General features: G+C 64.3%; 19 protein-coding genes. 8 read left to right on the forward strand and 11 right to left on the reverse strand.

Annotated elements, in window-relative coordinates:
- Positions 1–77 precede the first annotated feature (77 nt).
- The 6 genes from AD89_RS0108580 to AD89_RS0108605 form a co-directional block, all read right to left on the reverse strand.
- Positions 78–1,196, reverse strand: a complete 1,119-nt coding sequence (locus AD89_RS0108580; RefSeq protein ID WP_025778191.1) for a CaiB/BaiF CoA transferase family protein — start codon at positions 1,194–1,196, stop codon at positions 78–80.
- Positions 1,197–1,314: 118 nt separating this feature from the next.
- Positions 1,315–2,475: an acyl-CoA dehydrogenase family protein gene (locus tag AD89_RS0108585; protein WP_025778192.1), complete on the reverse strand. Its 1,161-nt coding sequence runs from the start codon at positions 2,473–2,475 to the stop codon at positions 1,315–1,317.
- A gap of 42 nt (positions 2,476–2,517) precedes the next feature.
- On the reverse strand, positions 2,518–2,985 hold the full coding sequence (locus tag AD89_RS0108590; RefSeq protein ID WP_025778193.1) for a MaoC family dehydratase: 468 nt from the start codon (positions 2,983–2,985) through the stop codon (positions 2,518–2,520).
- Between the two features lie 145 nt (positions 2,986–3,130).
- Positions 3,131–4,027 carry an SDR family NAD(P)-dependent oxidoreductase gene (locus tag AD89_RS0108595; RefSeq protein ID WP_025778194.1) on the reverse strand — a complete coding sequence of 299 codons (897 nt, stop codon included), beginning with the start codon at positions 4,025–4,027 and terminating at the stop codon, positions 3,131–3,133.
- 90 nt (positions 4,028–4,117) lie between these two features.
- Positions 4,118–5,293: a CaiB/BaiF CoA transferase family protein gene (locus AD89_RS0108600; protein WP_025778195.1), complete on the reverse strand. Its 1,176-nt coding sequence runs from the start codon at positions 5,291–5,293 to the stop codon at positions 4,118–4,120.
- Between the two features lie 155 nt (positions 5,294–5,448).
- Positions 5,449–6,813, reverse strand: a complete 1,365-nt coding sequence (locus AD89_RS0108605; RefSeq protein WP_197021727.1) for an MFS transporter — start codon at positions 6,811–6,813, stop codon at positions 5,449–5,451.
- A 252-nt stretch (positions 6,814–7,065) separates the two neighbouring features.
- Here AD89_RS0108605 and AD89_RS0108610 point away from each other — a divergent pair, with 252 nt between their 5' ends.
- From AD89_RS0108610 to AD89_RS0108625, 4 genes are all read left to right on the forward strand, one after another.
- The gene (locus AD89_RS0108610; RefSeq protein WP_025778197.1) at positions 7,066–8,487 is read left to right on the forward strand and encodes an MmgE/PrpD family protein; all 1,422 of its coding nucleotides are present in this window, start codon (positions 7,066–7,068) and stop codon (positions 8,485–8,487) included.
- 60 nt (positions 8,488–8,547) lie between these two features.
- Positions 8,548–9,981: an aldehyde dehydrogenase gene (locus tag AD89_RS0108615; RefSeq protein ID WP_025778198.1), complete on the forward strand. Its 1,434-nt coding sequence runs from the start codon at positions 8,548–8,550 to the stop codon at positions 9,979–9,981.
- Positions 9,982–10,162: 181 nt separating this feature from the next.
- Positions 10,163–10,696 carry a cupin domain-containing protein gene (locus AD89_RS0108620; protein ID WP_025778199.1) on the forward strand — a complete coding sequence of 178 codons (534 nt, stop codon included), beginning with the start codon at positions 10,163–10,165 and terminating at the stop codon, positions 10,694–10,696.
- Positions 10,697–10,708: 12 nt separating this feature from the next.
- Positions 10,709–11,779 (forward strand): zinc-dependent alcohol dehydrogenase family protein, encoded by a 1,071-nt coding sequence (locus AD89_RS0108625; protein WP_025778200.1) that lies wholly within the window; start codon positions 10,709–10,711, stop codon positions 11,777–11,779.
- 130 nt (positions 11,780–11,909) lie between these two features.
- Here AD89_RS0108625 and AD89_RS0108630 read toward each other — a convergent pair whose 3' ends face one another.
- Genes AD89_RS0108630 through AD89_RS0108640 form a run of 3 tightly spaced genes read right to left on the reverse strand, consistent with a single transcriptional unit; the run spans position 11,910 to position 15,938 of the window.
- On the reverse strand, positions 11,910–13,055 hold the full coding sequence (locus tag AD89_RS0108630; RefSeq protein WP_197021728.1) for an ABC transporter ATP-binding protein: 1,146 nt from the start codon (positions 13,053–13,055) through the stop codon (positions 11,910–11,912).
- 17 nt (positions 13,056–13,072) lie between these two features.
- A complete protein-coding gene (locus tag AD89_RS0108635) occupies positions 13,073–14,815 on the reverse strand; it encodes an ABC transporter permease (protein ID WP_025778202.1) in 1,743 nt (580 codons plus the stop codon).
- Positions 14,805–15,938: an ABC transporter substrate-binding protein gene (locus tag AD89_RS0108640; RefSeq protein ID WP_025778203.1), complete on the reverse strand. Its 1,134-nt coding sequence runs from the start codon at positions 15,936–15,938 to the stop codon at positions 14,805–14,807. The genes AD89_RS0108635 and AD89_RS0108640 overlap by 11 nt, the downstream gene beginning before the upstream one ends.
- Before the next feature lie 153 nt (positions 15,939–16,091).
- Between AD89_RS0108640 and AD89_RS0108645 the strand changes: the two genes are divergently transcribed.
- Together AD89_RS0108645 and AD89_RS0108650 are read left to right on the forward strand one after the other, a co-directional pair.
- Positions 16,092–16,514, forward strand: a complete 423-nt coding sequence (locus tag AD89_RS0108645) for a cupin domain-containing protein (protein WP_025778204.1) — start codon at positions 16,092–16,094, stop codon at positions 16,512–16,514.
- Positions 16,511–17,410 carry an NAD(P)-dependent oxidoreductase gene (locus AD89_RS0108650; protein ID WP_025778205.1) on the forward strand — a complete coding sequence of 300 codons (900 nt, stop codon included), beginning with the start codon at positions 16,511–16,513 and terminating at the stop codon, positions 17,408–17,410. Before AD89_RS0108645 ends, AD89_RS0108650 begins: the two co-directional genes overlap by 4 nt.
- A gap of 70 nt (positions 17,411–17,480) precedes the next feature.
- Here AD89_RS0108650 and AD89_RS0108655 read toward each other — a convergent pair whose 3' ends face one another.
- Positions 17,481–18,680, reverse strand: a complete 1,200-nt coding sequence (locus tag AD89_RS0108655) for an MFS transporter (protein WP_025778206.1) — start codon at positions 18,678–18,680, stop codon at positions 17,481–17,483.
- A gap of 201 nt (positions 18,681–18,881) precedes the next feature.
- Here AD89_RS0108655 and AD89_RS0108660 point away from each other — a divergent pair, with 201 nt between their 5' ends.
- Positions 18,882–19,487, forward strand: coding sequence for a TetR/AcrR family transcriptional regulator (locus tag AD89_RS0108660; protein ID WP_025778207.1), 606 nt, complete (start codon positions 18,882–18,884; stop codon positions 19,485–19,487).
- 235 nt (positions 19,488–19,722) lie between these two features.
- Positions 19,723–20,259, forward strand: coding sequence for a hypothetical protein (locus AD89_RS0108665; RefSeq protein ID WP_025778208.1), 537 nt, complete (start codon positions 19,723–19,725; stop codon positions 20,257–20,259).
- A gap of 530 nt (positions 20,260–20,789) precedes the next feature.
- Here the strand turns inward: AD89_RS0108665 and AD89_RS0108675 are convergent.
- A complete protein-coding gene (locus AD89_RS0108675) occupies positions 20,790–21,626 on the reverse strand; it encodes a mycofactocin-coupled SDR family oxidoreductase (RefSeq protein ID WP_025778209.1) in 837 nt (278 codons plus the stop codon).
- Between the last annotated feature and the right edge of the window lie 48 nt (positions 21,627–21,674).

A 21,674-nucleotide genomic window follows, 5' to 3' on the forward strand; every position in this document is an offset into this window, starting at 1 on the left:
CGCATCCGGAGGCAGGAGTTCCCTCATCGGCAGAGCCTCCGCTCCCGCATGGTCAAGCGTCCGGGCGAGGCCGCGGCTCAGGCACGCTCCCATTCGCGAAGAAGCTCGCCCGCATCGAGGTGTGCGGAATTCGGAGCCGCCGGCGTCGGCGCAGGAGTCCCGGAGAACTTCGGCGCCGGCGCCGGGTGAAGGGCGCCTGCGACCTCAGAATAGATTCCGCGCGCTCGATTGTGCTCGTCGGCCGCCGCCTCGGCGAAGCTGAGGACAGGAGTGACGCAGGCATCGGTGCCTGAGTAGACCTCATTCCACTCGGACAGCGGACGGGCCGCCACCGCGGAGGCGATGAGCTCTCGCAGCCTCGGCCACTGCGCACGGTCCGACTGGGCTGGCCAATCGTCCGTATCCACGCCGAGGCGGTCGATGAATTCCCGGTAGAAGTCCGGCTCCAGCGCGCCCACCGCAAGATATCGTCTGTCCGCGCATTCGTAGGTGTCGTAGAAGGGTGCGCCTCCGTCGAGGAAATTCGTCCCCCTCTCGTCGGAGTGGAGGCCGGAGGCGCGCAGCCCGTGCAGCTTCGCCGTCAGGAGGGCGGCACCGTCGAGCATGGCGATGTCGAGAACCTGCCCCTGGCCCGTCCGCTGTGCGCTCACAAGCGCCGCAGCCACGCCGAAGGCACCGACGGCACCGCCGGCCGCATAGTCGCCGAGGAGGTTGATGGGAGGGAACGGGGCCGCATCGGCCCGACCGAGTGCCGAGAGCACCCCCGACTGGGCGACGTAGTTGATGTCGTGGCCCGCTTGCTTCGCCCGCGGTCCGGTCTGGCCGTAGCCGGTCAGCCGAGCGTAGACGATGCGTTCGTTGCGCGCTCTCACCTCCCCGGGCCCGAGGCCGAGGCGTTCGACGACGCCCGGCCGAAAGCCCTCGACGAACACATCCGCCGAGGCGGCCAGACGCAGGACTGTCTCGCGTCCTTCGGGGGCCTTGAGATCGATCTCGACGGATTCGATCCCGCGCTCGACGACATCGCGCTCAGGCGTCAGTCCCTCGGTCTGGGTCAGCGCCCTGGCCGATCGATTCCGCGGCCGGGTCACGCGCACCACCTCGGCGCCGTGGTCGGCCAGGAGCATTGAGATGAATGGGACAGGTCCCATGCCCGCGAGGACGAGCACCTTGATTCCACTGAGCGATCCGCTCATGACACCCTCCTTCGTATCTCGGCGACGGCTCCCGCTCGGGAGAGCCTCACACATATATGACCGAGGCGGCCCCCGATCACTCGTACGGGAGCCGCCTCGGCGGTCGGTTGGTCTCGGCTCAGTAGGAACGAGGCATGCCGAGAACATTCTGGGAGATGAAGTTGCGGACCATCTCCTGTGAGAACGGCGCGTTGCGCAGCAGACGAACCTCGCGCCACAGGCGTTCGATGTGGTACTCCTTGGCATAGGCATAGCCGCCGAGAGTGCCGAAGGCCCGGTCACAGGCCTCGAATCCCGCTTCCGCGCCGAGGTACTTGGCCACGGCCGACTCCGGACCGCACGGCTTGTCCTCGTCGAACAGCTTCGCTGCCTTCATCGAGGCGAGCTCGGCGGCTTCGAGCCGAATCCAGGAATCGGCCAGCGGATGGGCGACCGCCTGGTTCTTGCCGATCGGCCGGTCGAAGACGATGCGATTCTTCGCATAGTCGACGCCGATCTCCAGCGCGGCCCGACCGATTCCGATGCCCTCCATCGCTACGCAGACTCGCTCCGGATTGAGTCCATCGATGATGTAGTGGAATCCCTTGCCGACCTCACCGATGACGTCCTCGTCGGCGACGAAGAGATCGTCGATGAAGACCTCGTTCGTATCGACAGCGGCCCGGCCGAGCTTGGGAATCTCACGCAGAGTCATGCTGTCGTTCTTCTCGGCGAAGAACATCGTCATCCCGCGCAGAGGGTGCTCCTCGTCGCGAGGCGAGGTGCGTGCCAGGACCACCATGCGCTGCGCATTGGCGGCGTTGGAGATGAACACCTTCTGACCGTTGAGCAGCCAGCCGCCTTCGGTCTTCTCGGCTTTGGTGGTGATCCGCGAGGTGTCGACGCCGGCTGTCGGCTCGGTGAGAGCGAAGGCCGTGAGCATCTCACCGGTGGCGAGCTTGGGCAGGTACTTCTGCTTCATCTCCTCCGAGCCGTACTTGACGAGCGGAGCGGGCGGGAACACATAGGAGTGGATGGCGGAGGCGCCCGCCATGCCGGCGCCCGACGCGGCGATCTCGTGCATCATCACGGCGGCTTCCTGCAGGCCGAGGCCGAGGCCGCCGTACTCCTCGGGGAACATGATTCCCAGCCAGCCGCCCTCACCGAGGGCACGCACGAGCTCCCAGGGATATTCGTGATTCGTGTCCTTGTTCAGCCAGTATTCGTGATCGAACTTGCGAGCGAGTTCCCGGACCGCCGTCCGGACGATCTCGATCGTGTTCTCTTCTTCTTCAGCCATGGTCTCTCCTTTGGGTCGTCGCGGCCGTGGGGCGGGTGAGTCTCAGTCGTCGGTCTCGAGCGAGGACTTCTTGATCATCAGCCCGACTCGAGTGGTTTCGCAGACGACTTCGTCTCGCTGGTTGATGCCGAGGTGCTTGAAGGTCACGATGCCCGAGTCGTTCCTGCTCTTCGACTCTCTCGCGGCGATGATCTCGGTACGGACCCGAATCGTGTCGCCGTGGAACACCGGTTTCGGAAAGTTCGTCTCACTGAACCCGAGATTGCCGAGAGTCGTCCCGTAAGTGGTCTCGTGCATCGAGATTCCGCACACGAGTCCGTGGATGAACAGGCTGTTCATCAACCTCTGACCGTGGATGGAATCCTTGCTGTATTCGGCGTCGAGGTGCAACGGCGCCATGTTCAGCGTCAGTGTGCTGAACAGGACGTTGTCGGTCTCCGTCACCGTCCGGCGCACTTCGTGGTCGATGACCTGACCCGGCTCGAATTCTTCGAAGTACATCCCTGCCATTGGTTTCTCCTCACGTCGACCGCAGCATTGCGGTCCGATTTCGATTCTCCGACGATATCGCCGAACTCATTTAATATATTATATTAGCCAACGAGTCCGGGCAAGAGCTCGCGCAATCGGCCCCTCCCCGTCTCCCGCAGTATCACTACGGCATGCTCAGCGCATCTTTGGTGCCCTCTGCGCCGACCAATCCGATGGGCGTGCTCGTTCCCGGATCGAGGATCGTCTCGATGTTCTCAGCCACCGCTTCCGGAGTGAGGTCCTTGTCGAGCATGCCGGTCGTCTCACTCAGGCTCAGGCGCTGCACTTCTCCCCCTTGAGCAAGGATCGTCTCACCCGTGATCGCGCAGTCCTCATGCGCAAGATAGGCGACGACCGGCGCCACCAGCGACTGCGGGTAGTTGTCGCGCATGAACTGCTTAAACTCCTCCGGCGCGTCCATCTCGTCGGACATCCGGGTTGCCGCCGTCGGCGCGATCGCATTCACCCTGATGCCGACCTTGAGCGCTTCCATCGCCAGCGTCCGCGTGAAGGCGAAGATCGCACCCTTGGCCGATACATAGGGGGTCTGGTTCTCGAAACCGACAAGAGTCGGGGAGCAGGCGTTGATGACGCGTCCTACACCGCTGGCGACGAGGTGGTCCCAGGCCGCAGCGGTCACCCCGGCGGCGCCGAAGAAGTGCACCGACATGTGCTGCTTGATGATCTCGAGAGAGTTCTTGCCGAAGTTCTCGGAACGGTTGATGCCCGCATTGTTGACGACGATGTCGAGCCGACCGAACTCGTCGATCGCCGTTCGCACGATCGCTTCGGGTGCCTCGGCGACATTGTCGAAGTTCGCCACGGCATGCCCGCCTTCGGCCTCGATCTCCTTGACGACGTCCTGCGCGGGCGCCGAATCGGCCCCCACACCCACGGCAGAGCCGCCGAGGTCGTTGACCACGACCTGCGCTCCGCGACTCGCGAGGTACTTGGCGTAGGCACGACCAAGGCCCCGTCCGGCACCGGTGACCAAGGCGACTCTTCCGTCAAATCTCAGCATGACTTCTCCATTCTCTCGGACGCGGTCGTCACCCGTGGGTCGCGGCCGCAATTCTTGGTGCCGCGACGTGCTCGCCGCGGCCCTCGACCGTCATTCCTCGTCGGCCCAGAGGACACCGGAGGCGATCAGGTCATCCACCTCCTGCTCACCGATGGCCTCACCGGCCACCGAGCGGGTGTCTGCGCCGACCCTCGGGGCTCGCCCGCGGCGTTCGGGACGCTCTCCGTCGAACTGCCATGGGGCCCGCACGAGCGAAAGTCCGTCCTCCTGCTCATCGGCGATCTGAAGATGCCGAATCTGCTCGTTCTGAAGATACCCGCTGATCGACAGCACCGGGGCGAAGGGCACATCATTCTCCTTGAGCACCCGCTCCCAATGCGCATAGTCCTGGGTGCTGAAGCGCTTCTCGACGATCGGCGCGAGTTCGAAGTAGTTCGCCTCGCGCGGCCGATATTCGGCGAATCTCGGATCCTCGGCCAGATCCCAGCGGTCCATGGCCCGACACAGCGACTGCCAGAACTTCTGCGACGACGACAGGTGAACGGCGATGAATTTGTGGTCCGACGTCGGCACGCAGAAGTTCTGCGCCTGCGGATGCCTGCTCGTCCGAGTCGGATCGAATCCCAGCTCGAACGCCTGCGTGATGCTGTCGGTGGTGAGCACGCTCACCGCCTCCATGATCGACGTCTCGAAGCGCTGGCCGTGGCCCGTCCTCTCCCGGCCGAAGAGTGCGGCGAGGACACCGGTGGCCACCGTGATGCCCGTGATGAGGTCAGCGGAGAGTCCACCGGCGAGCTGGGGATGGCCCTCTTCACCCCAGATCGAATACAGCCCGCCGAAGGCATGGCCGATCGTGTCGTAGGCCGGACGGTCGGCGAGTGGCCCGCTTGCCCCGAAGCCGGTGACCGAGCCGAACACGATGTCGGGCCGGAGTTCGCGGCAGACGTCGGCGCCGAGGCCGAGCGCATCGATCTTTCCGGGCCGGAGGTTCTCCATCACGACGTCGAACTTCGGAACCAGCGACTTGACGAGATCAATGGCCTCTGGCTTCTTGAGATCGATGGAGAGGCTCCGCTTGCCGTGGTTGTACTGACGGAAATACGGGCTCTCATCATTCTGGTGCCGCCTGAAGTCCTCCCCGACCTGCGGCTTCTCCACCTTGACCACCTCGGCGCCCAGGGAACAGAGCAGTGACGTGCCGAGCGGCAATGAGATGTATCCGCCGATCTCCAGGATCCTGATGCCGTCCAATGGCCTTTGCTTCATGCTTCCTCACCTTCGTGGAATGATTTCGCGGCGGCTCCTCCGTCAGCGGTGCGGTCCTCGTCGAAACGCCGCTCGGGATGCCTTCTCGATCACTTAATCATATACTATATATTCGGTTCGGGAAAGTAGTGACACCGTGGGTTCGTGCGGCATCCTCACCGGCCCGACCGGCCCCTTCTTCCGCTGCCCAGGAACAGGGCGCACAGCAGTGCAGCGACGGTCAGCCCCACGATGAATGCGAGGGCATGTGCGAACACGTCGGCGCTCGGATCGGTGCCCCCGGAACTCATGATGCCGAACATGATCTGCGCACCGACCGCACCCCCCACGGCGCGCAAAGTGTTGTAGATCCCCGCTGCCACACCCGAAGCGTCCGGCGGAGCGAACAACATGATGATCGCCGGCAAGGAGGCCCACGCGGCCCCGACCGCCATGCCATGGACGAGCTCGAGGGCCATCACCGCCGGCACCGACTCGTGAACGACGAAGGCGGCTGACAGGACCACGACGTTGACCCCAGCGCCGAGGAGGAACAGCCCACGCGCGCCGAAGCGCTCGCTCAGCCGTCCTGCGAACAGTCCGACGACGAGGGTCCCGACCGAGATCGGCAGCATGACGAGTCCGTTGGCCGCGGTGCCGAGGTCCAGACCCCCGTCCGAACTGCCGAGGAACATGGGAATGAGGTTGTAGGTCGCGAAGGCCAGGCCGCCGAGGAGCAGAGTCGAATATCCCGCGCGCCGGATGTCCCTCGACGCGAACAGGCGGAGGTCGATGAGCGGCGAGCCGGCTCGTCCTTCCACCAACACCCACAGGGCAAGGACGACGAGGCCGCCCGCCATGCTGAGAACCGTCCGCGCACTCATCCAGCCCCACAGATTTCCGCTGGTGATGGCAAGAAGCACCAAGGCGAGACCGAGCATGAAGAACGCCCCGCCGAGCCAGTTGATGCGCCCGAGGCCCGGCCGCCTCGGCGCGTCGTGCCCCAGCTGGGGAATGAGCAGACCCACCGCGACGACGGAGAAGATCAGGGGGATGACGAAGATCGCGTGATAGCCGAGGAACGTTGTGATGAGGCCGGACAGCGACAGCCCCAGCCCGCTGCCGACGGCCATCGTCGTCGAGATCATGCCGACGGCGCCCGCGACCTTATCGGGCGGATAGGACGTCTTTGCGATTGACAGGCCGAGCGAGATGAACGCCGAACCCAGCCCCTGGATCATCCTGGCGATGACGAGGACGAGCATCGACTGCGCCAGCACAGCGAGCACGACGCCGAAGACGAAGAGGCACAGGGTGAGCATGAGCGTTCGCCGATGGCCGATGAGGTCGCCGACCCTGCCCGCGATCGGCGGAACCACCGCACCCGTGATGAGGAAACCGGAGACGATCCAAGCGGCCTCGGCCGGAGTCGAGTCGAAACGGCGGGTGATCTCCGGCACGACCGGCATGACGATCGCCTGCAGCACCGAATAGGTGCCGACCGCGAAGAAGAGCGCCGGTTTGAGCAAGGGCGTCGGCATCCCCGACATTGGGGTTCTCCATTCTCCTGGAACGAGTGGCACCGTGCGATCAAGCCCGTCACAGCGGCAACGGAGTGGCGCCGAGCCGAGCGCCTCCGGTTCGCCTCTCGACCTTCGGAGCATCCGCGGCTAATATAATATTTAACATATCAGCCGAGCGGCAGCATCGCAGAACACGCACTGCAGGTCACGGGCCTCACTGGCCCGAATGCTACGGAGAAGCCGGCACACGTTACGAAGGAGTATCCACCGATGGCCACTATTGTCGAAGAACTCGCACAGTTCGCCGCAGAGGCGCCGAAGAATCCGCTGCCTGCCGAGATCGCCTCGGAGTCGAAGCGCATTCTGCTCGACTCCTTCGGCTGCGCACTCGCCTCGCTCGACGACGAGAACGCGAACCGCGGAGTCGCCTATGCGAAGATGATCGGCGGCGAGACCGGACCCGCCTCGATCCTCGGCACCGGAACCTCCACCACTGTCCCCGCTGCGGCGTTCGCCAATGCCGAACTCGTCAACGCCCTCGACCAGGATGCGGTGCTCCCTCCAGGACACGTCTCCCCGTATGTCGTGCCCGGAATCCTCGCCACCGCCGAGGCCGGTCGGACCTCCGGACAGGCGCTGCTCACGGCGATCGCGGTCTCCCATGAGATGTCCTTCCGGATCGGCAAGGCGACGGACTATCTGCGCGACATCAAGGACGGGATCGTGACGATCCCCAAGGTCATCGGCTACTCCAGCACATCCTTCGGCGGCACCGCAGGAATCGGCGTGGTCAAGGGATTCGACGCGGACACCATGGCTGACGCCCTGGGAATCATGGGGTCGACCGTGCCGACGAACACCCAGCGCGCCTGGATGATGCACGCGCCGGCGACGACCATCAAGTACCAGCTGGCCGGCGGACTCGCCATGGCCACCGTGACCGCGGCGAACCTCGCCGAGCTGGGCCACACCGGCGACCGGCAGATGCTCGATGACCGGGAGTACGGCTTCCCCCGATTCATCGGCACCTCACGCTGGGAGCCGGCGCCGATCACTGAAGGACTCGGCGCCACCTGGACCTTCGCCCCGTTCCAGTCGTTCAAGCCCTACCCGCACTGCCGGGTGATGCACGCGATCTTCGACGAGCTCATCTCGATCGTCGACACCAATGACCTGCGCCCCGAGGAGATCGAGGACATCACCGCCTGGGGCGAGAGCTTCGTCCAACAGCCCACCTGGGTCAATGAGGACATCCGCAACCCCCGCGACGCGCAGTTCTCCATGACCCACGGCCTCGCACTGGCAGCGCACAACATCGCGCCCGGAAAGGACTGGCAGGACCCCGAGAAGATCCTCGATCCGTCCGTGATGTCACTGATGGAGCGGTCCCACTTCGAGCCTCACCCCGACCACGCCTCGATGCTCGCCTCGAACCCCGCCGCGCGGAAGTCCAAGGTCCGCGTCATCGCGAATGGGCAGACCTTCGAGGGCGAGCGCAACTACCCCAAGGGCAGCCCGTCCCCGGAGCCGGAGACCTATATGACCGACGAGCAGCTGATCGCGAAGTTCCGGCACAACGTCGAGGACGTCATCTCGGACTCGGCCGCCGAGGAGATCGTGGAGAAGGTGTTCGCGCTCGAATCCGTCGCGGATGTCTCCGCCCTCACCGGGCTGCTGCGGCCGAACGCCTGAACCCGAGGTCGGCGGCCGGGTCCGCCGACCTCCGAACCACCACTGCCTCAGGGAGAGTCCATGTCGAATCACAAGTCCCAGCTGTTCATCGACGGAACCTGGGTTCCGCCGCATTCCACAGCCAGGATCCCGGTCGTCAACCCCGCGACGGAGGAGGAGCTCGGCTCCATCCCGGACGCCGATGCGATCGACATCGACGCCGCCGTGGTGGCGGCGAAGGCCGCCGGACCCACCTGGGCGAACCGTGATCCGCGGGAGCGCGCCGAGGTGCTCCGCCGGATCGCCGACGAGTTCGAGGCACGTGCGGAGGGCATCGCCTCGATCACCAGCCAGCAGAACGGCACCCCGATCAGCATCGCCCGCGCGATGCACTCGCAGGTGCCCATCCAGTATCGGTATTTCGCCGATCTCGCGGAGAGCTTCGAACCCGAGAGCCTGGTCGAGACGGCGAGCGGCGACGCCGTGGTTCGCCTCGACCCCGTCGGGGTGGTCGCCGCGATCACACCGTGGAACGGACCACAGCCGCTGGCGGCCTGGAAGATCGGACCTGCGTTGGCGGCCGGCTGCACCGTCGTCCTCAAACCCGCTGCCGAAACCTCTCTCGATTCCTATCTCTTCGCCGAGGTGCTCGAGGCCGCCGACCTGCCCGCCGGCGTCGTCAACATCGTCACCGGCGGACGGGAGACCGGTGCCGAGCTCGTCGCGAACCCGGGAGTCCGCAAGATCGCCTTCACCGGCTCACCCAGGGCCGGGCGGGCCATCGGAGCGGCCGCCGCCCAGGACTTCAAGCGCGTCACCCTCGAGCTCGGCGGCAAATCGGCCGCGATCCTGCTCGAGGACGTCGACCTCGAGGCGTTCCGTCCCTTCGTGTTTTCCGGATGCACCCCGAATACGGGACAGACCTGCCGCGCCTTCACCCGCATCTTCGCGCCTCGGGCCCGCTATGAGGAGATCGTCGACTTCCTCGCCGGAGCACTCAAAGACATCCCGATGGGGGATCCCACCGATCCCGCGAACCTCCACGGTCCCCTCGTCAACGCCGCTCAGCGGGACCGGGTCGAGTCCTATATCCGCCTCGGCGTGGAGGAAGGCGCGAGGATCGTCACGGGCGGCGGCCGCCCGGCAGGCCTCGAATCGGGCTACTACGTCGAGCCGACCCTGTTCGTCGATGTCACGAACGATATGCGCATCGCCCGCGAGGAGATCTTCGGACCGGTCCTCGTCGTCATGCCGTACGACACCGTCGACGAGGCGGTCGCCATCGCCAACGACTCCGAGTTCGGGTTGAGCGGCGGCGTATTCTCCCCCGATGCCGAGAGGGCCACCGCGATCGCCCGCCGTTTCGAAACCGGCAGCGTCGGGGTCAACAGCTCGACCCTGCCGATCGAAACACCCTTCGGCGGGGTGAAGAGCAGCGGCCTCGGACGTGAGCTCGGCCCGGGCAGCCTCGACGCCTATCTCGAGTCGAAGACGATCTTCCGTCAGCCGGCCTGAGCGAGGAAATCGATCGACCTTCGCTCTTGACGGTGCAGTTTGCATTATATATTGTGTTTTTTGTCACATTCTTCGTACAGTGTGGAACATCTCGCCGGTGAGCACTCGCCGACGCGCATCAGACACGCTGAATCGGAGAAGCCAAAGGTGGCTCAGTGCAAACACATACAAAGGAGTAGTCATGAGTGGAGAACATCTCAACGCCCAGGCACGGACGGTCATCACCGGGCTCGGCGAGAACGGCAAATCGACCATTCTCGACGACAAGAACACCGAGGTCAGGACCGCACAACCGGGCTTCACCGTGATGGAGCTGTGGCAGTTCGACTCTCTCCCGCAGAACGTTCTGGCACCTGCTTCACTGGGCGACGAGCCGGTGATCAATCCGCCTGACAACGGACTCGTCATTCGTCTTGCGAGCTTTCCTCCCGACAGCGAATTCGATGCCGAAGGCTATGCAGCCTCCCTCGATGCCTTTCACGGAGGCGATACCCACGACTCCGAGGGCGACAACTCGCAGGGAGTGTGGCACCACACCGACACGATCGATGTGGTCACCGTCATCAAGGGCGAACTTTATGCTGTCCTCGAGGATCAGGAGACCCTGCTCAAGCCCGGCGACACGATAGTGAACCGCGGTGTGAAGCATATCTGGAGCAACCGCACCGACGAACCTGTGCTCATCATCGCGACGATGATGGCCGGAACTCGCTGAGGAGTGTGAGCCATGCGTGGTTTGGTATTCGATGGGAACCGCGAAGTCTCCATTCGCGAGTTCCCCGACCCGACGCCTGGTCCCGATGAAGTCATCATAGAAATCAAAGCCTCGGGGATGTGCGGAAGCGATCTCAAGTTCTATCGTGATCCGCCCGGCTCTGCACTGGCATCGTTCGGCTTCGATGAGAAATCACAGAAGGCCGGAGCGGAGATCCCGGCCATCATCGGCGGGCACGAGCCCTGTGGTGTCATCGTCGAGGTCGGCAGCAATGTGGACCCGAACACCTTCGCCGTCGGCGATCGCGTGATGCAGTTCCACTACAAGGGGTGCGATGTCTGCGAATTCTGCCGGACAGGGTGGAATCAGATGTGCGAACGAGGTGCCAAGATCTACGGAGCCTCCGCCCACGGCGGTCACAGCAACCTCATGGCGGCCCCTGCCTCGACGCTGGTGCACCTGCCCGACGATGTCTCCTTCGTCGCCGGAGCTGCCATCGCCTGCGGGACCGGCACCGCCTACGGAGCCATCCGGAAGGCGAGCATCACGGGAATGGACACAGTGGCGATCTTCGGGCTGGGCCCGATCGGCCTCTCCGCCGTCCAGTTCACCCGGGCGCTCGGATGCGAGCCGATCGTCATCGACATCTCCCCCGATCGTCTGAAGGCGGCGCAGGATCTGGGAGCGATCCATGCGATCAACGGCGCCGAGGTCGACCCGATCGAGGCGATTCGCGATCTCACGGACGGCCACGGCGTCACCGCTGCCCTCGACGTGTCTGGATCGCCCGTGGCGCGGTCGCAGGCGACACAGAGCCTGCAGCCGTGGGGACGGCTGGCGCTGGTCGGCCTCGGCGGCGACTACACCGTCGATGCCGGACGCGATCTCATCCTCAAGCAGGTGTCCGTCTTCGGCTCGTACACCTTCTCGAGCACGGGGATGGCTGACTGCGCCAGGTTCGTCGCCAGGCACGGAGTCGACGTGGACGCGATCTTCACCGACAAGTGGACGCTCGACCAGGGTGCGGAGGCGTACCGCGAGTTCGACAAACAGACTCGTGGCAAGGCGGTCATCGAGTTCTGAGTTCGCCCGACAGCGCACAGGACCCCGATCCGTGTGGATCGGGGTCCTGTGCATTCAGCGGGCTGCCCGCGATCCCGCCTCGGGGTTCCGGGGCCTTTCGGACTCTCACTCCCGCCGGCGTGGTGCGATCTCAGGCACTCACCGGGAGGACGTGGACGTGGTTGGGCGCGACATGGAGGAAGGCCTCGGTGCCGGTCCTGCCGTGTTCTCTCGGATCGACCCGGCAATTCATCTCCGTGCCCGCGACATCGACAACGTAGTCGACTGCCTCGCCGATGTAGGCCCCCGCGAGGACCGTGCCCTTCCAGCCGTTGGCTTCGGCCGGCGTCTCGGACACGGTGTAGACGGTGACGTCCTCCGGCCGGATCATCAGCATCGCCGGATCCCCGACGGTGAGATCGCGCCAGCTGCTGCTCGCCACCCGTCCCTCCGGGCTGCCGATGATCGCCGTTTCCCCCTCGATCCTCTCGACCGTGCCGTTGAGGACGTTCGAAGTGCCGACGAACTGGGCGACGAAGAGGCTGTTCGGGTCCTGGTAGATCTCCCGAGGTGTGCCGACCTGGATGATCTCCCCCTTGTTCATCACCGCGATCCGCGAGGACAGAGCGAGCGCCTCACCCTGGTCGTGGGTGACGTAGACAGAGGTCAGCCCGAGGTGCTGCTGCAGACGCTTGAGCTCAAGTCGCATGGACTCCCGGAGCTTGACGTCGAGGTTCGACAGCGGTTCGTCGAGCAGGATGAGCTCGGGCTCGGTGACGAGCGCGCGGGCGAGGGCGAGCCGCTGCTGTTGCCCGCCGGACATCTTCGTCGCCGAACGACCCGACATCCCGCCGAGGTCGACGGCGTCGAGTGCGGCCTCGACCTTCTCGGCGATCTGCTTCTTCGACAGCTTGTTCTTCGACCTCTGCACCTCGAGCGGGAACGAGACGTTCTTGAACACATTGAGGTGCGGCCAGATCGCGTAGGACTGGAACACCATCGAGAGCTGACGTCGATTCGCCTCGAGGTCGACACGGTCCCGGCCGGAGAAGACCGTGCGATCCGAGATCGTGATCTCTCCCGTGTCCGGGGTTTCGAGCCCCGCGATCGACCTGAGGGTCGTCGACTTTCCGCAGCCCGATGGCCCCAGCAGGGTGAAGAGCTCCCCGGGTTCGACGTCGAAGGAGACGTCCTTGAGCACGGACACCGAGGTGTGCGAGCCGCGCCCTTCGGCTTCTCCGGGTTCTGCTGTCCCCCGGTATGACTTGTGCAATCCCTGCACCGACAACATTGACATGTGCGAAACCTTTCGGGTCAGAGTTCGATACGGGTGCCGAAGCGCGACCCGATCCAATAGGCGAGGCCCACGATGAGGCTGAGAATGGCGACCATGACGATCGACAGGGCGGCGACGACGCCGAACGTCCCTTCGCCGTACTGCCGGAACAGAATGACCGAGAGCACCTCGGAGTTCGGTCCGGCCAGCAGCACTGTGCTCGCCAGCTCGCGGAAGGACACGAGGAAGACGAAGATCCACCCCGAGAGGATGCCCGGTGCCGCGAGGGGAACGAGGATCCGTCGGAAACTCGTCAGCCAGCCCGCGCGGTTGACGAGGGCGGCCTCCTCGAGCTCATTGCCGATCTGCGTCATCGCCGAGGAGGCGTAGCGCATGCCGTAGGTCATGAAGCGAGTGATGTAGGCGATCATGAGGATGACTACCGTGCCGTAGATCGGCAGCGGCGAACGCAGATAGACCGCCATCATGCCGAGGCCGAGGACGAGCCCGGGGACGACCAGCGGGACCAGGGTGAGGAACTCGAGGATCCGGCGCCCGAAGAGCGTCGAGCGGACGACGAACCATGCGGCGAAAGTGGTCAGGATCATCGTCGCGGTGGCCGAGACCAGCGCGATGACGACGGTGTTGAGGATGGCCGGGCCGATGCCCCTGACTTTGGACAGCTGAACGTAGTTGTCAATGCTCAGGGAGAACAGGGTGTCCCAGCTCGGTGTGCTGTAGAAGGGGATGAGCGAGACGTAGAGCAGGGCTACGATCGGCAGCACGACTGCGACCAGGAAGTAGAGAAAAACTCCGATGTTGACGATCGGGCGGACTTTGCCGAGGGAGACCGTGACGGGTTTGAACGCCTTGCCCGTCACCGTTTGGTGCTCCTTGCGCGAGCCGCCGCCGGCACCGGTGCCGTACATGAGCAGCACGGCGATCGCCATGAGCGCGATACTCACGGCTCCGGCTGCGCCGATGTCGGTCGGATAGCCGTTCATCAGGAAGTAGATCCGGCTGGTGAAGACGCTCACGCCCTTGCTCTCGCCCAGGATCTGCGGCATCTCGAAGGATTCGAGTCCGAGCACCAGGACGATGATCGCGGAGCTCGAGAGCGCCGGCCTGATGAGCTTGAGCGTCACCGCGCGCGTCACCGTCCACCAGTTCGCTCCCGCGACCCGGGCCGCCTCCTCGAGGGAGGGATCCATCGCCCGGAATGCGGGCACCATGAACAGGAACACCAGAGGAACCAGGTGGAGGCCACTGGCTGTGATCATTCCCGGGAGGCGATAGGCCGAGAGCGGGGAAGAGCCAAACAGCGCGACGAGGGTGCTGCTGACGATTCCGACCTCGCCGCCGTAGAGGAACACCCAGGACACGGCGTAGACCACCGCGGGAAGGACGAGCGGCATGAGGGAGGCGGCGAACAGCAGTCCCTTCATCCTGATGTCAGTGCGCGCCTGCAGGTACGCCAGCGCGGTTCCCAGGACGAGGGCGATGATCGCCGAGCCTACGGAGAAGATCACGGTGTTGGCGACCAGTCGGAGAGCCCCGGGATCGCCGAAGGCGCGCACGAAGGCGTCGAGCGTGAAGCCCGTGTCGTCGATGAACGTTGCTGCGAGCAGATAGAAGACCGGAGAGATGACCAGGTAGGCGATGATGAGGAACACCACGAGGTAGACGAGGTGTTTGACCCCGAATCGTCGCGGTCGCGTCCGCGTCGGCTCCTCCCCCGCCGGGCCGGGTCCGCCTCGGGGGGTGAGCGTCTCAGCTGTCACGGACCGACTCCGGGAGGATGTCCTTCTTGCCGCTGGTGAGGTTCTCGAAGGCATGCCGCCATTCATCGATGTCGTCCATGTCCATCTTCGTCAGGTCGGTGCTCTTGATATCGGCGCCCTCGAGATCCTTCTCCTGCGGGTTCTGCTGGACGAACTGTTCCTTCTCGATGATGTCGCTTCCCTCGGAGGCATACCAGTCGGCGAAGACCATGGCCGCATTCGGATGTGGCGCGTCCTTGATCAGCGAGGTGCTGAGGGGAACGGTGACGACGGGTTCCATGGCGGGCTCCCAGGCCACGGGTGCGTTGCCGCCGAGCTTCTGTCCGGCGGTGAGAGCGAGGTTCGGACCGCCCTTGTACTGACCGGAGGCTATGCCCTGTGCCGCGGGATTGGAGCTGTCGGTGACGCTCGCGTTCTCGGCGATGCCGAGCATGAGCTTCTCGAAGTCGTCGACGCTCATGCCCTTCTCCTCGGTCAGGTATTCGAACCAGGTCTTGTACCAGCTCCACAGGAAATCGCCCTTGGCCATGACGATCTTGCCCTTCCACACGGGATCCGCGAAATCGGTCAGGGACTTCGGAACGTCGCCACCGGTGATCTCCTTCGTGTTCCACATCGGGATGAACGGGTACTGGAATGAACCGACCGAATACTTGCCCGCGAGACTCGGATCAGTGCTCGCCTCGGTGATGAACTTCGGCATCTCGGCAACGAGGTTCTCCTCGGGATAGACGAGTTCGAGTTCGTAAGAGAAGGTCTCGACCACATCGGCCTGCTGACGCCCGGCTTCGGAGCTCTCGGCAATCTGCTGGTAGACGGCGGTGGGCAGACCCGGATTGTGGATCGTGAGATCGATGTCGTACTTGTCTTCGAAGGCCTTCTCAATGTCTTCGAACACGACATCCGAGCGCAGGAAGACGCTCACCTTGCCTTCCTTCTCCGCGGCTTCGACGATCTTGTCCATCCGCTCGCCATCGGACATGTTCTGCGCGTCTTCGTAGGCGGCGGTGGCGTCGGACTTCTCTCCGCCGCCGTCTCCGCTGCCGACGGGCGCGCAGGCGGTGACGGTCAGGCTCAGAGCGAGTGCGCTCGTGACAGCAAGGGCTTTGGGCGCGAATCTCATCGCAAGTTCCTCTCCATTGGGGGACTTTCGGGTGAGCCGCTCGACGGCGAGCGGCGGATCGAACGAACATGTGGCTCGGATCACTTTCCGGATGTATCCTATTTTATACATAGCACATTTTGCAAGATTCAACACATTCGACGAAGGAGCCATGTGCGCATTCTCGGCACCGCAGCACCCACCCGGACCGGACCGGAAAGAGCCGTCGGCCCAGTGTGGTCGGAGACGTTCGTCGCACCCATCGAAGTCGATCAGCACATGATCGCCGGCAGAGTCCGCTTCGCCCCAGGCGCCAGGACAGCCTGGCACTCGCATGCGAAGGGCCAGTATCTCCATGTCGTAGCGGGAATCGCGCGGATGCAGTCGCGCGGAGAGTCCGTCATCGAGGTCCACGCCGGCCAGACCGTCTACACCCCGCCGGGAGAAGAGCACTGGCACGGAGCGGCGCCGAACAGCTTCATGGAGCATCTCGCTCTCATCGAGCTCGGGGATGACCCCGCCACCTCGAACACGTGGCTCGAGAACGTCACGGATGAGGAGTACGCGGACTTCGCCGGCGGAGAGGAGCAGCGATGAGAATCGGCTACATCGGACTGGGGAACATGGGAGGGGCACTGGCCGGAAGGCTTCTCGAATCCCGGGAGATCACCGTCTACGACAAGGACACCGGGCTCGTCGAGGCATTCGCGGAACGCGGAGCCCGGCCGACGGACTCCGGCGCCGAGGTGGCCGCCGCTTCCGACATCGTCTTCCTCTGCCTGCCCAACAGTGACCTCGTAGAGCTGGTCCTGTTCGGAGACGAGGGCATCGCCTCGACGCTACGGGCGGGGGCGATCATCGTCGACCAGACCACCGGCTATCCTCCGGCGACTCGAGAGTTCGCCCGACGCCTGGCCGAAACAGGCATCGGTTTCGTCGACGCCCCGGTCAGCGGCGGCGTCACCGCAGCTCGGGCCGGAACGATCGCCATCATGGTCGGCGCCGAGGACGAGACCTATTCCCGGGTTGAGGAGACCATCACGGCGATCAGCCCCAAGATCTTCCGCGCGGGCGGAATCGGCTGCGGACAGGTCATCAAGCTGGCGAACAACCTTCTCTCCCACACCCAGCGCCTCCTTTCACTCGAGGCACTGGCACTGGCCGACAAGAACGGCGTCGATCCGCGCACGGCGCACGAGATCCTCACCGCCGGAGGGGGCAGCAATGCGTTCCTCGAGAAGAGCTTCGGCCCACGCATGCTCAGGGGAGACCTCTGTCCCGGATTCACGATGGGGCTCGCCCACAAGGACGTCCGCCTCGCCGGCGAGCTCGCGCGTCAGAGCGGCGTGCCGAGCTTCTACGGTGCCCTCAGCCGGGAGCTCTACCAGCTGCTCCTGGCCGAGAACGGTGCCGACTCCCAGGTCGACACGGCCGCGCGGGCCGTGGACAGATGGGCGGGTACCGCCGTCGTCCCGGCCGCACCGGAGGAGTAGAGTCCGACCCGACAGCAGCAGACCCCTCGGCGAGTTCGAGGGGTCTGCTGCTGTCGGCGCCGCAGTCGTCTCAGTTCCTTCGCGCGCCGATCCACTGCGCGAGCCAGACGAGCAGGGTCAGCACCACGATCGCCCCGGCGGCGATCATCAGCGCCGGCCACCCTCCGAGCTGCCAGAACCATCCGGCAAGGGCACCGCCGATGGCACCGCCGATGAAGTTGGCGACGATGAACACGGTATTCAGACGACTGCGCGCGGACGGATCGATCGAGAGCATGCGTGTCTGCACCAGCACCTGCACGGACTGCGAACCGATGGAGAACAGCGCGATGCCGACGATGACGACGATGATCGACGTTCCCCAGATTCCCGTGAGCGCCAAAGCGAGGAGCGCTGTCAGCAGCCCGATGCCGATGCCCAGCAAGGAGTGACCGCGGTCGTAGAGGCGCCCGGCACGCTGAGCGGCAACGGCCCCGGCGACACCCACCAGGCTGATGAGCCCGATCAGACCGGTCGAGTACGAGTACGGGTCCGCGGCGAGCAGGAACGTCAGTCCCGTCCAGAACATCGTGAAGACGCACAATGTGAGAGAGCCGAGCATCATGGTCATCCGGACGCGACCATCCGTGACGACGGTGCGCACGACCGAGGCCAGCAGCTTGCCATAGGGAACCTGGGCACGCGGCTCCAGATCAGGAATCGTGCGTGCCATGGTGACCGCGAGGATGAGGATGAGCACCGCCGCTGCGAAGTAGATCGCTCGCCAACCGAGGAATTCGGCGACGATGCCGCTCACTGCCCGAGCGATCAGCAGCCCGAGCATGAGGCCCGAAGCCACGGTGCCGAGGACCCGGCCTCGCTGCTCATCGGTCGCCAGGTCACCCGCCAGCGGGGTGAGGAACTGACCGGCGACGGTGGTGACACCCAGCAGCGCGACAGCGGCCAGCAGCGCGGGAAATGAGGGGGCGAGACCGGTGGCAAGGAGCGCAAGCACGGTCAGGAGCATCATCGCCGGGATGACTTTCCTGCGATTGACCGTGTCCCCGAGCGGTACCAGGAGGAAGATCCCGATCGCGTAGCCCACCTGCGTGACGGTGACCACGAGCGACGCCAGGCTCATCGATATGCCGAAAGAGTCCGCAATCGTATTCAGCAGGGGCTGAGCCCAGTAGAGGTTGCCCACGGCGGCCCCGCCTGCGATGGCGAAGAGCAGCGTCATCCCCCGCGAGACGCCGGAGGACAATGAACCGGTTCGAGCGCTGTCTGACATCAGCCACCTTTCATCCCGGCACAGCCGGGTCGAGGACGAAGAGAATCGAATGACGGGTGGGAGGCGAGCCGAGGTGCCCGTGGAACAGGCGAAGCCGCAGGGTATGGTCATCCAACCACCAACGATAACGTTGGTAATAATCATCGTATTATCAGCCACAGAAAACAACGATGTCGTTGGAGATTGGCGAGGAGCCGAGACATGACGTGGGACACCGAGGACACCAAGAGGAAGATCCTTGCGGCGGCGACAACCGAGTTCGCGGCGAATGGACCAGCCGGGACAACGGTCGAGAGGATTGCGAAGGCAGCCGGCGTCAACAAGGAGCGCATCTACAACTATTTCGACAGCAAACCCAGCCTGTTCGCGCGAGTGCTGCGCGATGAACTCGCCGCCCTCGCCGAGGCCATTCCCTTGACCACCCCGACGCCGGACGCCGTGAGCCGGTTCGCTGGCCAAGTCTTCGACTACCATCTCGAACACCCCCATCTCGTCCGCCTCCTGCTCTGGGAGGGGCTGTTCTATGCCGACGAAGTTCCCGAGGAGAGCCTCCGCCGAGATCACTACCAGCGGATCACCGAGACGTTCGCCACAGGGCAGGCCGACGGCGCCCTCAATGCGACCGTTCCGGCCGGAACCCTCCACTTCCTGCTGGTCGCGCTGGCAGGCTATTGGGTGGCGATGCCTCAGGTCGCACGCATGCTCACCGAAGCAGACGGAGACGACGATACGAAACGGGCGAGCGTGATCAAGGCCGCCCGGCGGCTCGCCGCCCCTCACCCTCCCGGACCGTCGGAAGGCATCTGAAGTCCGTGACCCGCGCGACGTTTCCGTGTATTATATTTTAAATCTGGATATCAGCGTCGATGGGCAGATGAGAGGAGTCGGAGTTCCACGAAGCGATTGTGGCCCGCCACGATCATCGCGTCGCTCGGCTTTCAGTGCCGACGGCGGCCGGAGACACTGTCACATCGTTGGTGTGGGCCGATGAGACGACACGGAAGTCGTCTCTCTTCGCCCATACGGGGAATAGGAGTCAAACATGTTCGAGGACTACACAGCCGCCGAAGCTCGTCGCATCGTCACCGGCGTCGACGACGACGGAAAGTCGTACATCGTCGAGGACCGGAATACGCCTGTGCGACACAGCAGCGACGCCAATACCAAATGCGAGATCTGGAGATCCGGCTCGGTGCCTGTTCACATGTCCGCAGGGGACGGACTCGAGGGCGGTGTGCGCACCTCACCCGATGACAACGGGTTCGTCTATCGGATCGTCACCTTCCGACCCGATTCGGAACGTGACCTGGACGCCGGGTTCGCCGACGCGAACGGTCCTCTGCCCGGCATGGTTGCACCGGAAGAGGCCGACGGCATCCCCGGTCTTCACTTCACCGAGAGCGTCGACATCGTGACCGTGCTCAGCGGCGAGCTCACCGCCGTGATGCAGGACCACAGCGTGACCGTGCTCGGCCCGGGAGACACCCTGGTCCAGCGTGGCACCAAACATTCGTGGAGCAATCGAACCGAGACGCCGACGACCGCTGCGGTGCTCATGTTCTCCGCTATTCGCGACTGAACTCGCGTGCTCCGCTCTCGTGGGCGCACTCGAACGAAGGAGCAGGGCCTCTCTCAGCCTCCAGGCTTGGTGGAGTAGATCGGTGAGCCCACGCGAGTGAGGAACGAGCATGGTTCGCACGAGATGCTGATCGATTCGATGAACCCGAAGATACTCTTCATCACTCGCACGACACTCGGACTCAATAGCCGCGAACCACCGAACGCTGCGGGGTGCTGATTTCGGGGCGTCACTGTGCCCAGCACTTTTAGGACAGTCAACTGGCCCGCAGGGAAGTCAGGACCGACAAATCCGTGATCGAAGTTGCTGCGCGACTACACGACTGACGTGTCCATTCTCGAGCTTCATGGGCCGTGACGCACTGCGCCGTGTCCTCCGAGGATGGTGCACGGTCAGCGGTACTGCTGAAAGCGTCGTTGTCGAGCCCGGTCCGCTTTCGGAAATGTGCTCGCAGGCAGCAATCAGCATGCACGTGAAGGAGCGGGACACCGGATCGCTCGTCCGATGCCCCGCTCCTTCTCACATGGAGGTCAGTTCCACATCTGCCCGGCGTCGACACGCAAGTCCAAGCCGGTCACATATCGCGCCTCGTCCGAGGCCAACCAAGCAACGGCGTTGGCGATGTCTTCCGGCTCGATCCATGGGACGTCCCACGCAGGAACTGTAGCGAAACGAGACGCCACGTTCTCTCGCGTCCGCTCACCTTCGGGCACATCCGGGGCAAACAGAGCATAGGTCGGGTCATTGTGGATCAGAGGGGTGCTCACGGTGGTCGGTCCGACCCCATTGACCCGGATCTGCTGCGGCGAGAGTTCCAGCGCCCAAGTCTTAATCAGGCCGTAGACGCCGTGCTTTGCGGCGCAGTACGGAGACATATGCGGGGCGGCAATGCTCGCCATTGACGAAGTGGTGAAGATCATCGACCCACCTTCATCCTGCTGCTTGAGGATCGGGATCGCTGCCTTCGCCGTGTGCCAGGCACCCTTGAGAACGATGTCCTGCACCGTATCCCATTGGTCATTGGAGATGTCTTCACACAACCCGTAGTTCCACATCCCGGCATTGCCGACGACGATGTCCAAACGGCCGAGCTGACGCACGCCTTCCTCCAAGGCACCTTTCAGAGCCTCGAAGTCACGGACATCGCATTCGGCGATGACCATCTGCTGATGGAGTTCCTTGACCTTCCGAGCAGTGTCTTCCAGCTCCTCGCGGCTCGACGGCGGCGCAACGCTCGTCTCGATCGGCCCGCAGACGTCGATGCCGATGATGTCTGCGCCCTCCTGAGCCAAGCGAATGGCCTCCGCGCGTCCCTGACCGCGTGCTGCCCCGGTGATAAAGGCCACTTTGCCTTCGAGAGTACCCATTTTTCGTATTCCTTTCGTCAGTGAAATGTTCGAACGTTTTTGCTGAGG

Source organism: Brevibacterium sp. VCM10, assembly GCF_000583215.1.
Lineage (GTDB): Bacteria > Actinomycetota > Actinomycetes > Actinomycetales > Brevibacteriaceae > Brevibacterium > Brevibacterium linens.

Excerpts from the sequence above, each read along its gene's own strand:
- AD89_RS0108640 (WP_025778203.1), bottom strand. The coding sequence starts at position 15,938 with ATGAGATTCGCGCCCAAAGCCCTTGCTGTCACGAGCGCACTCGCTCTG.
- AD89_RS0108630 (WP_197021728.1), bottom strand. The coding sequence starts at position 13,055 with ATGTCAATGTTGTCGGTGCAGGGATTGCACAAGTCATACCGGGGGACA.
- AD89_RS0108675 (WP_025778209.1), bottom strand. The coding sequence starts at position 21,626 with ATGGGTACTCTCGAAGGCAAAGTGGCCTTTATCACCGGGGCAGCACGC.
- AD89_RS0108605 (WP_197021727.1), bottom strand. The coding sequence starts at position 6,813 with ATGCCGACGCCCTTGCTCAAACCGGCGCTCTTCTTCGCGGTCGGCACC.
- AD89_RS0108660 (WP_025778207.1), top strand. The coding sequence starts at position 18,882 with ATGACGTGGGACACCGAGGACACCAAGAGGAAGATCCTTGCGGCGGCG.
- AD89_RS0108620 (WP_025778199.1), top strand. The coding sequence starts at position 10,163 with ATGAGTGGAGAACATCTCAACGCCCAGGCACGGACGGTCATCACCGGG.
- AD89_RS0108655 (WP_025778206.1), bottom strand. The coding sequence starts at position 18,680 with ATGTCAGACAGCGCTCGAACCGGTTCATTGTCCTCCGGCGTCTCGCGG.
- AD89_RS0108580 (WP_025778191.1), bottom strand. The coding sequence starts at position 1,196 with ATGAGCGGATCGCTCAGTGGAATCAAGGTGCTCGTCCTCGCGGGCATG.
- AD89_RS0108595 (WP_025778194.1), bottom strand. The coding sequence starts at position 4,027 with ATGCTGAGATTTGACGGAAGAGTCGCCTTGGTCACCGGTGCCGGACGG.
- AD89_RS0108585 (WP_025778192.1), bottom strand. The coding sequence starts at position 2,475 with ATGGCTGAAGAAGAAGAGAACACGATCGAGATCGTCCGGACGGCGGTC.
- AD89_RS0108650 (WP_025778205.1), top strand. The coding sequence starts at position 16,511 with ATGAGAATCGGCTACATCGGACTGGGGAACATGGGAGGGGCACTGGCC.
- AD89_RS0108665 (WP_025778208.1), top strand. The coding sequence starts at position 19,723 with ATGTTCGAGGACTACACAGCCGCCGAAGCTCGTCGCATCGTCACCGGC.
- AD89_RS0108590 (WP_025778193.1), bottom strand. The coding sequence starts at position 2,985 with ATGGCAGGGATGTACTTCGAAGAATTCGAGCCGGGTCAGGTCATCGAC.
- AD89_RS0108610 (WP_025778197.1), top strand. The coding sequence starts at position 7,066 with ATGGCCACTATTGTCGAAGAACTCGCACAGTTCGCCGCAGAGGCGCCG.
- AD89_RS0108615 (WP_025778198.1), top strand. The coding sequence starts at position 8,548 with ATGTCGAATCACAAGTCCCAGCTGTTCATCGACGGAACCTGGGTTCCG.
- AD89_RS0108600 (WP_025778195.1), bottom strand. The coding sequence starts at position 5,293 with ATGAAGCAAAGGCCATTGGACGGCATCAGGATCCTGGAGATCGGCGGA.
- AD89_RS0108625 (WP_025778200.1), top strand. The coding sequence starts at position 10,709 with ATGCGTGGTTTGGTATTCGATGGGAACCGCGAAGTCTCCATTCGCGAG.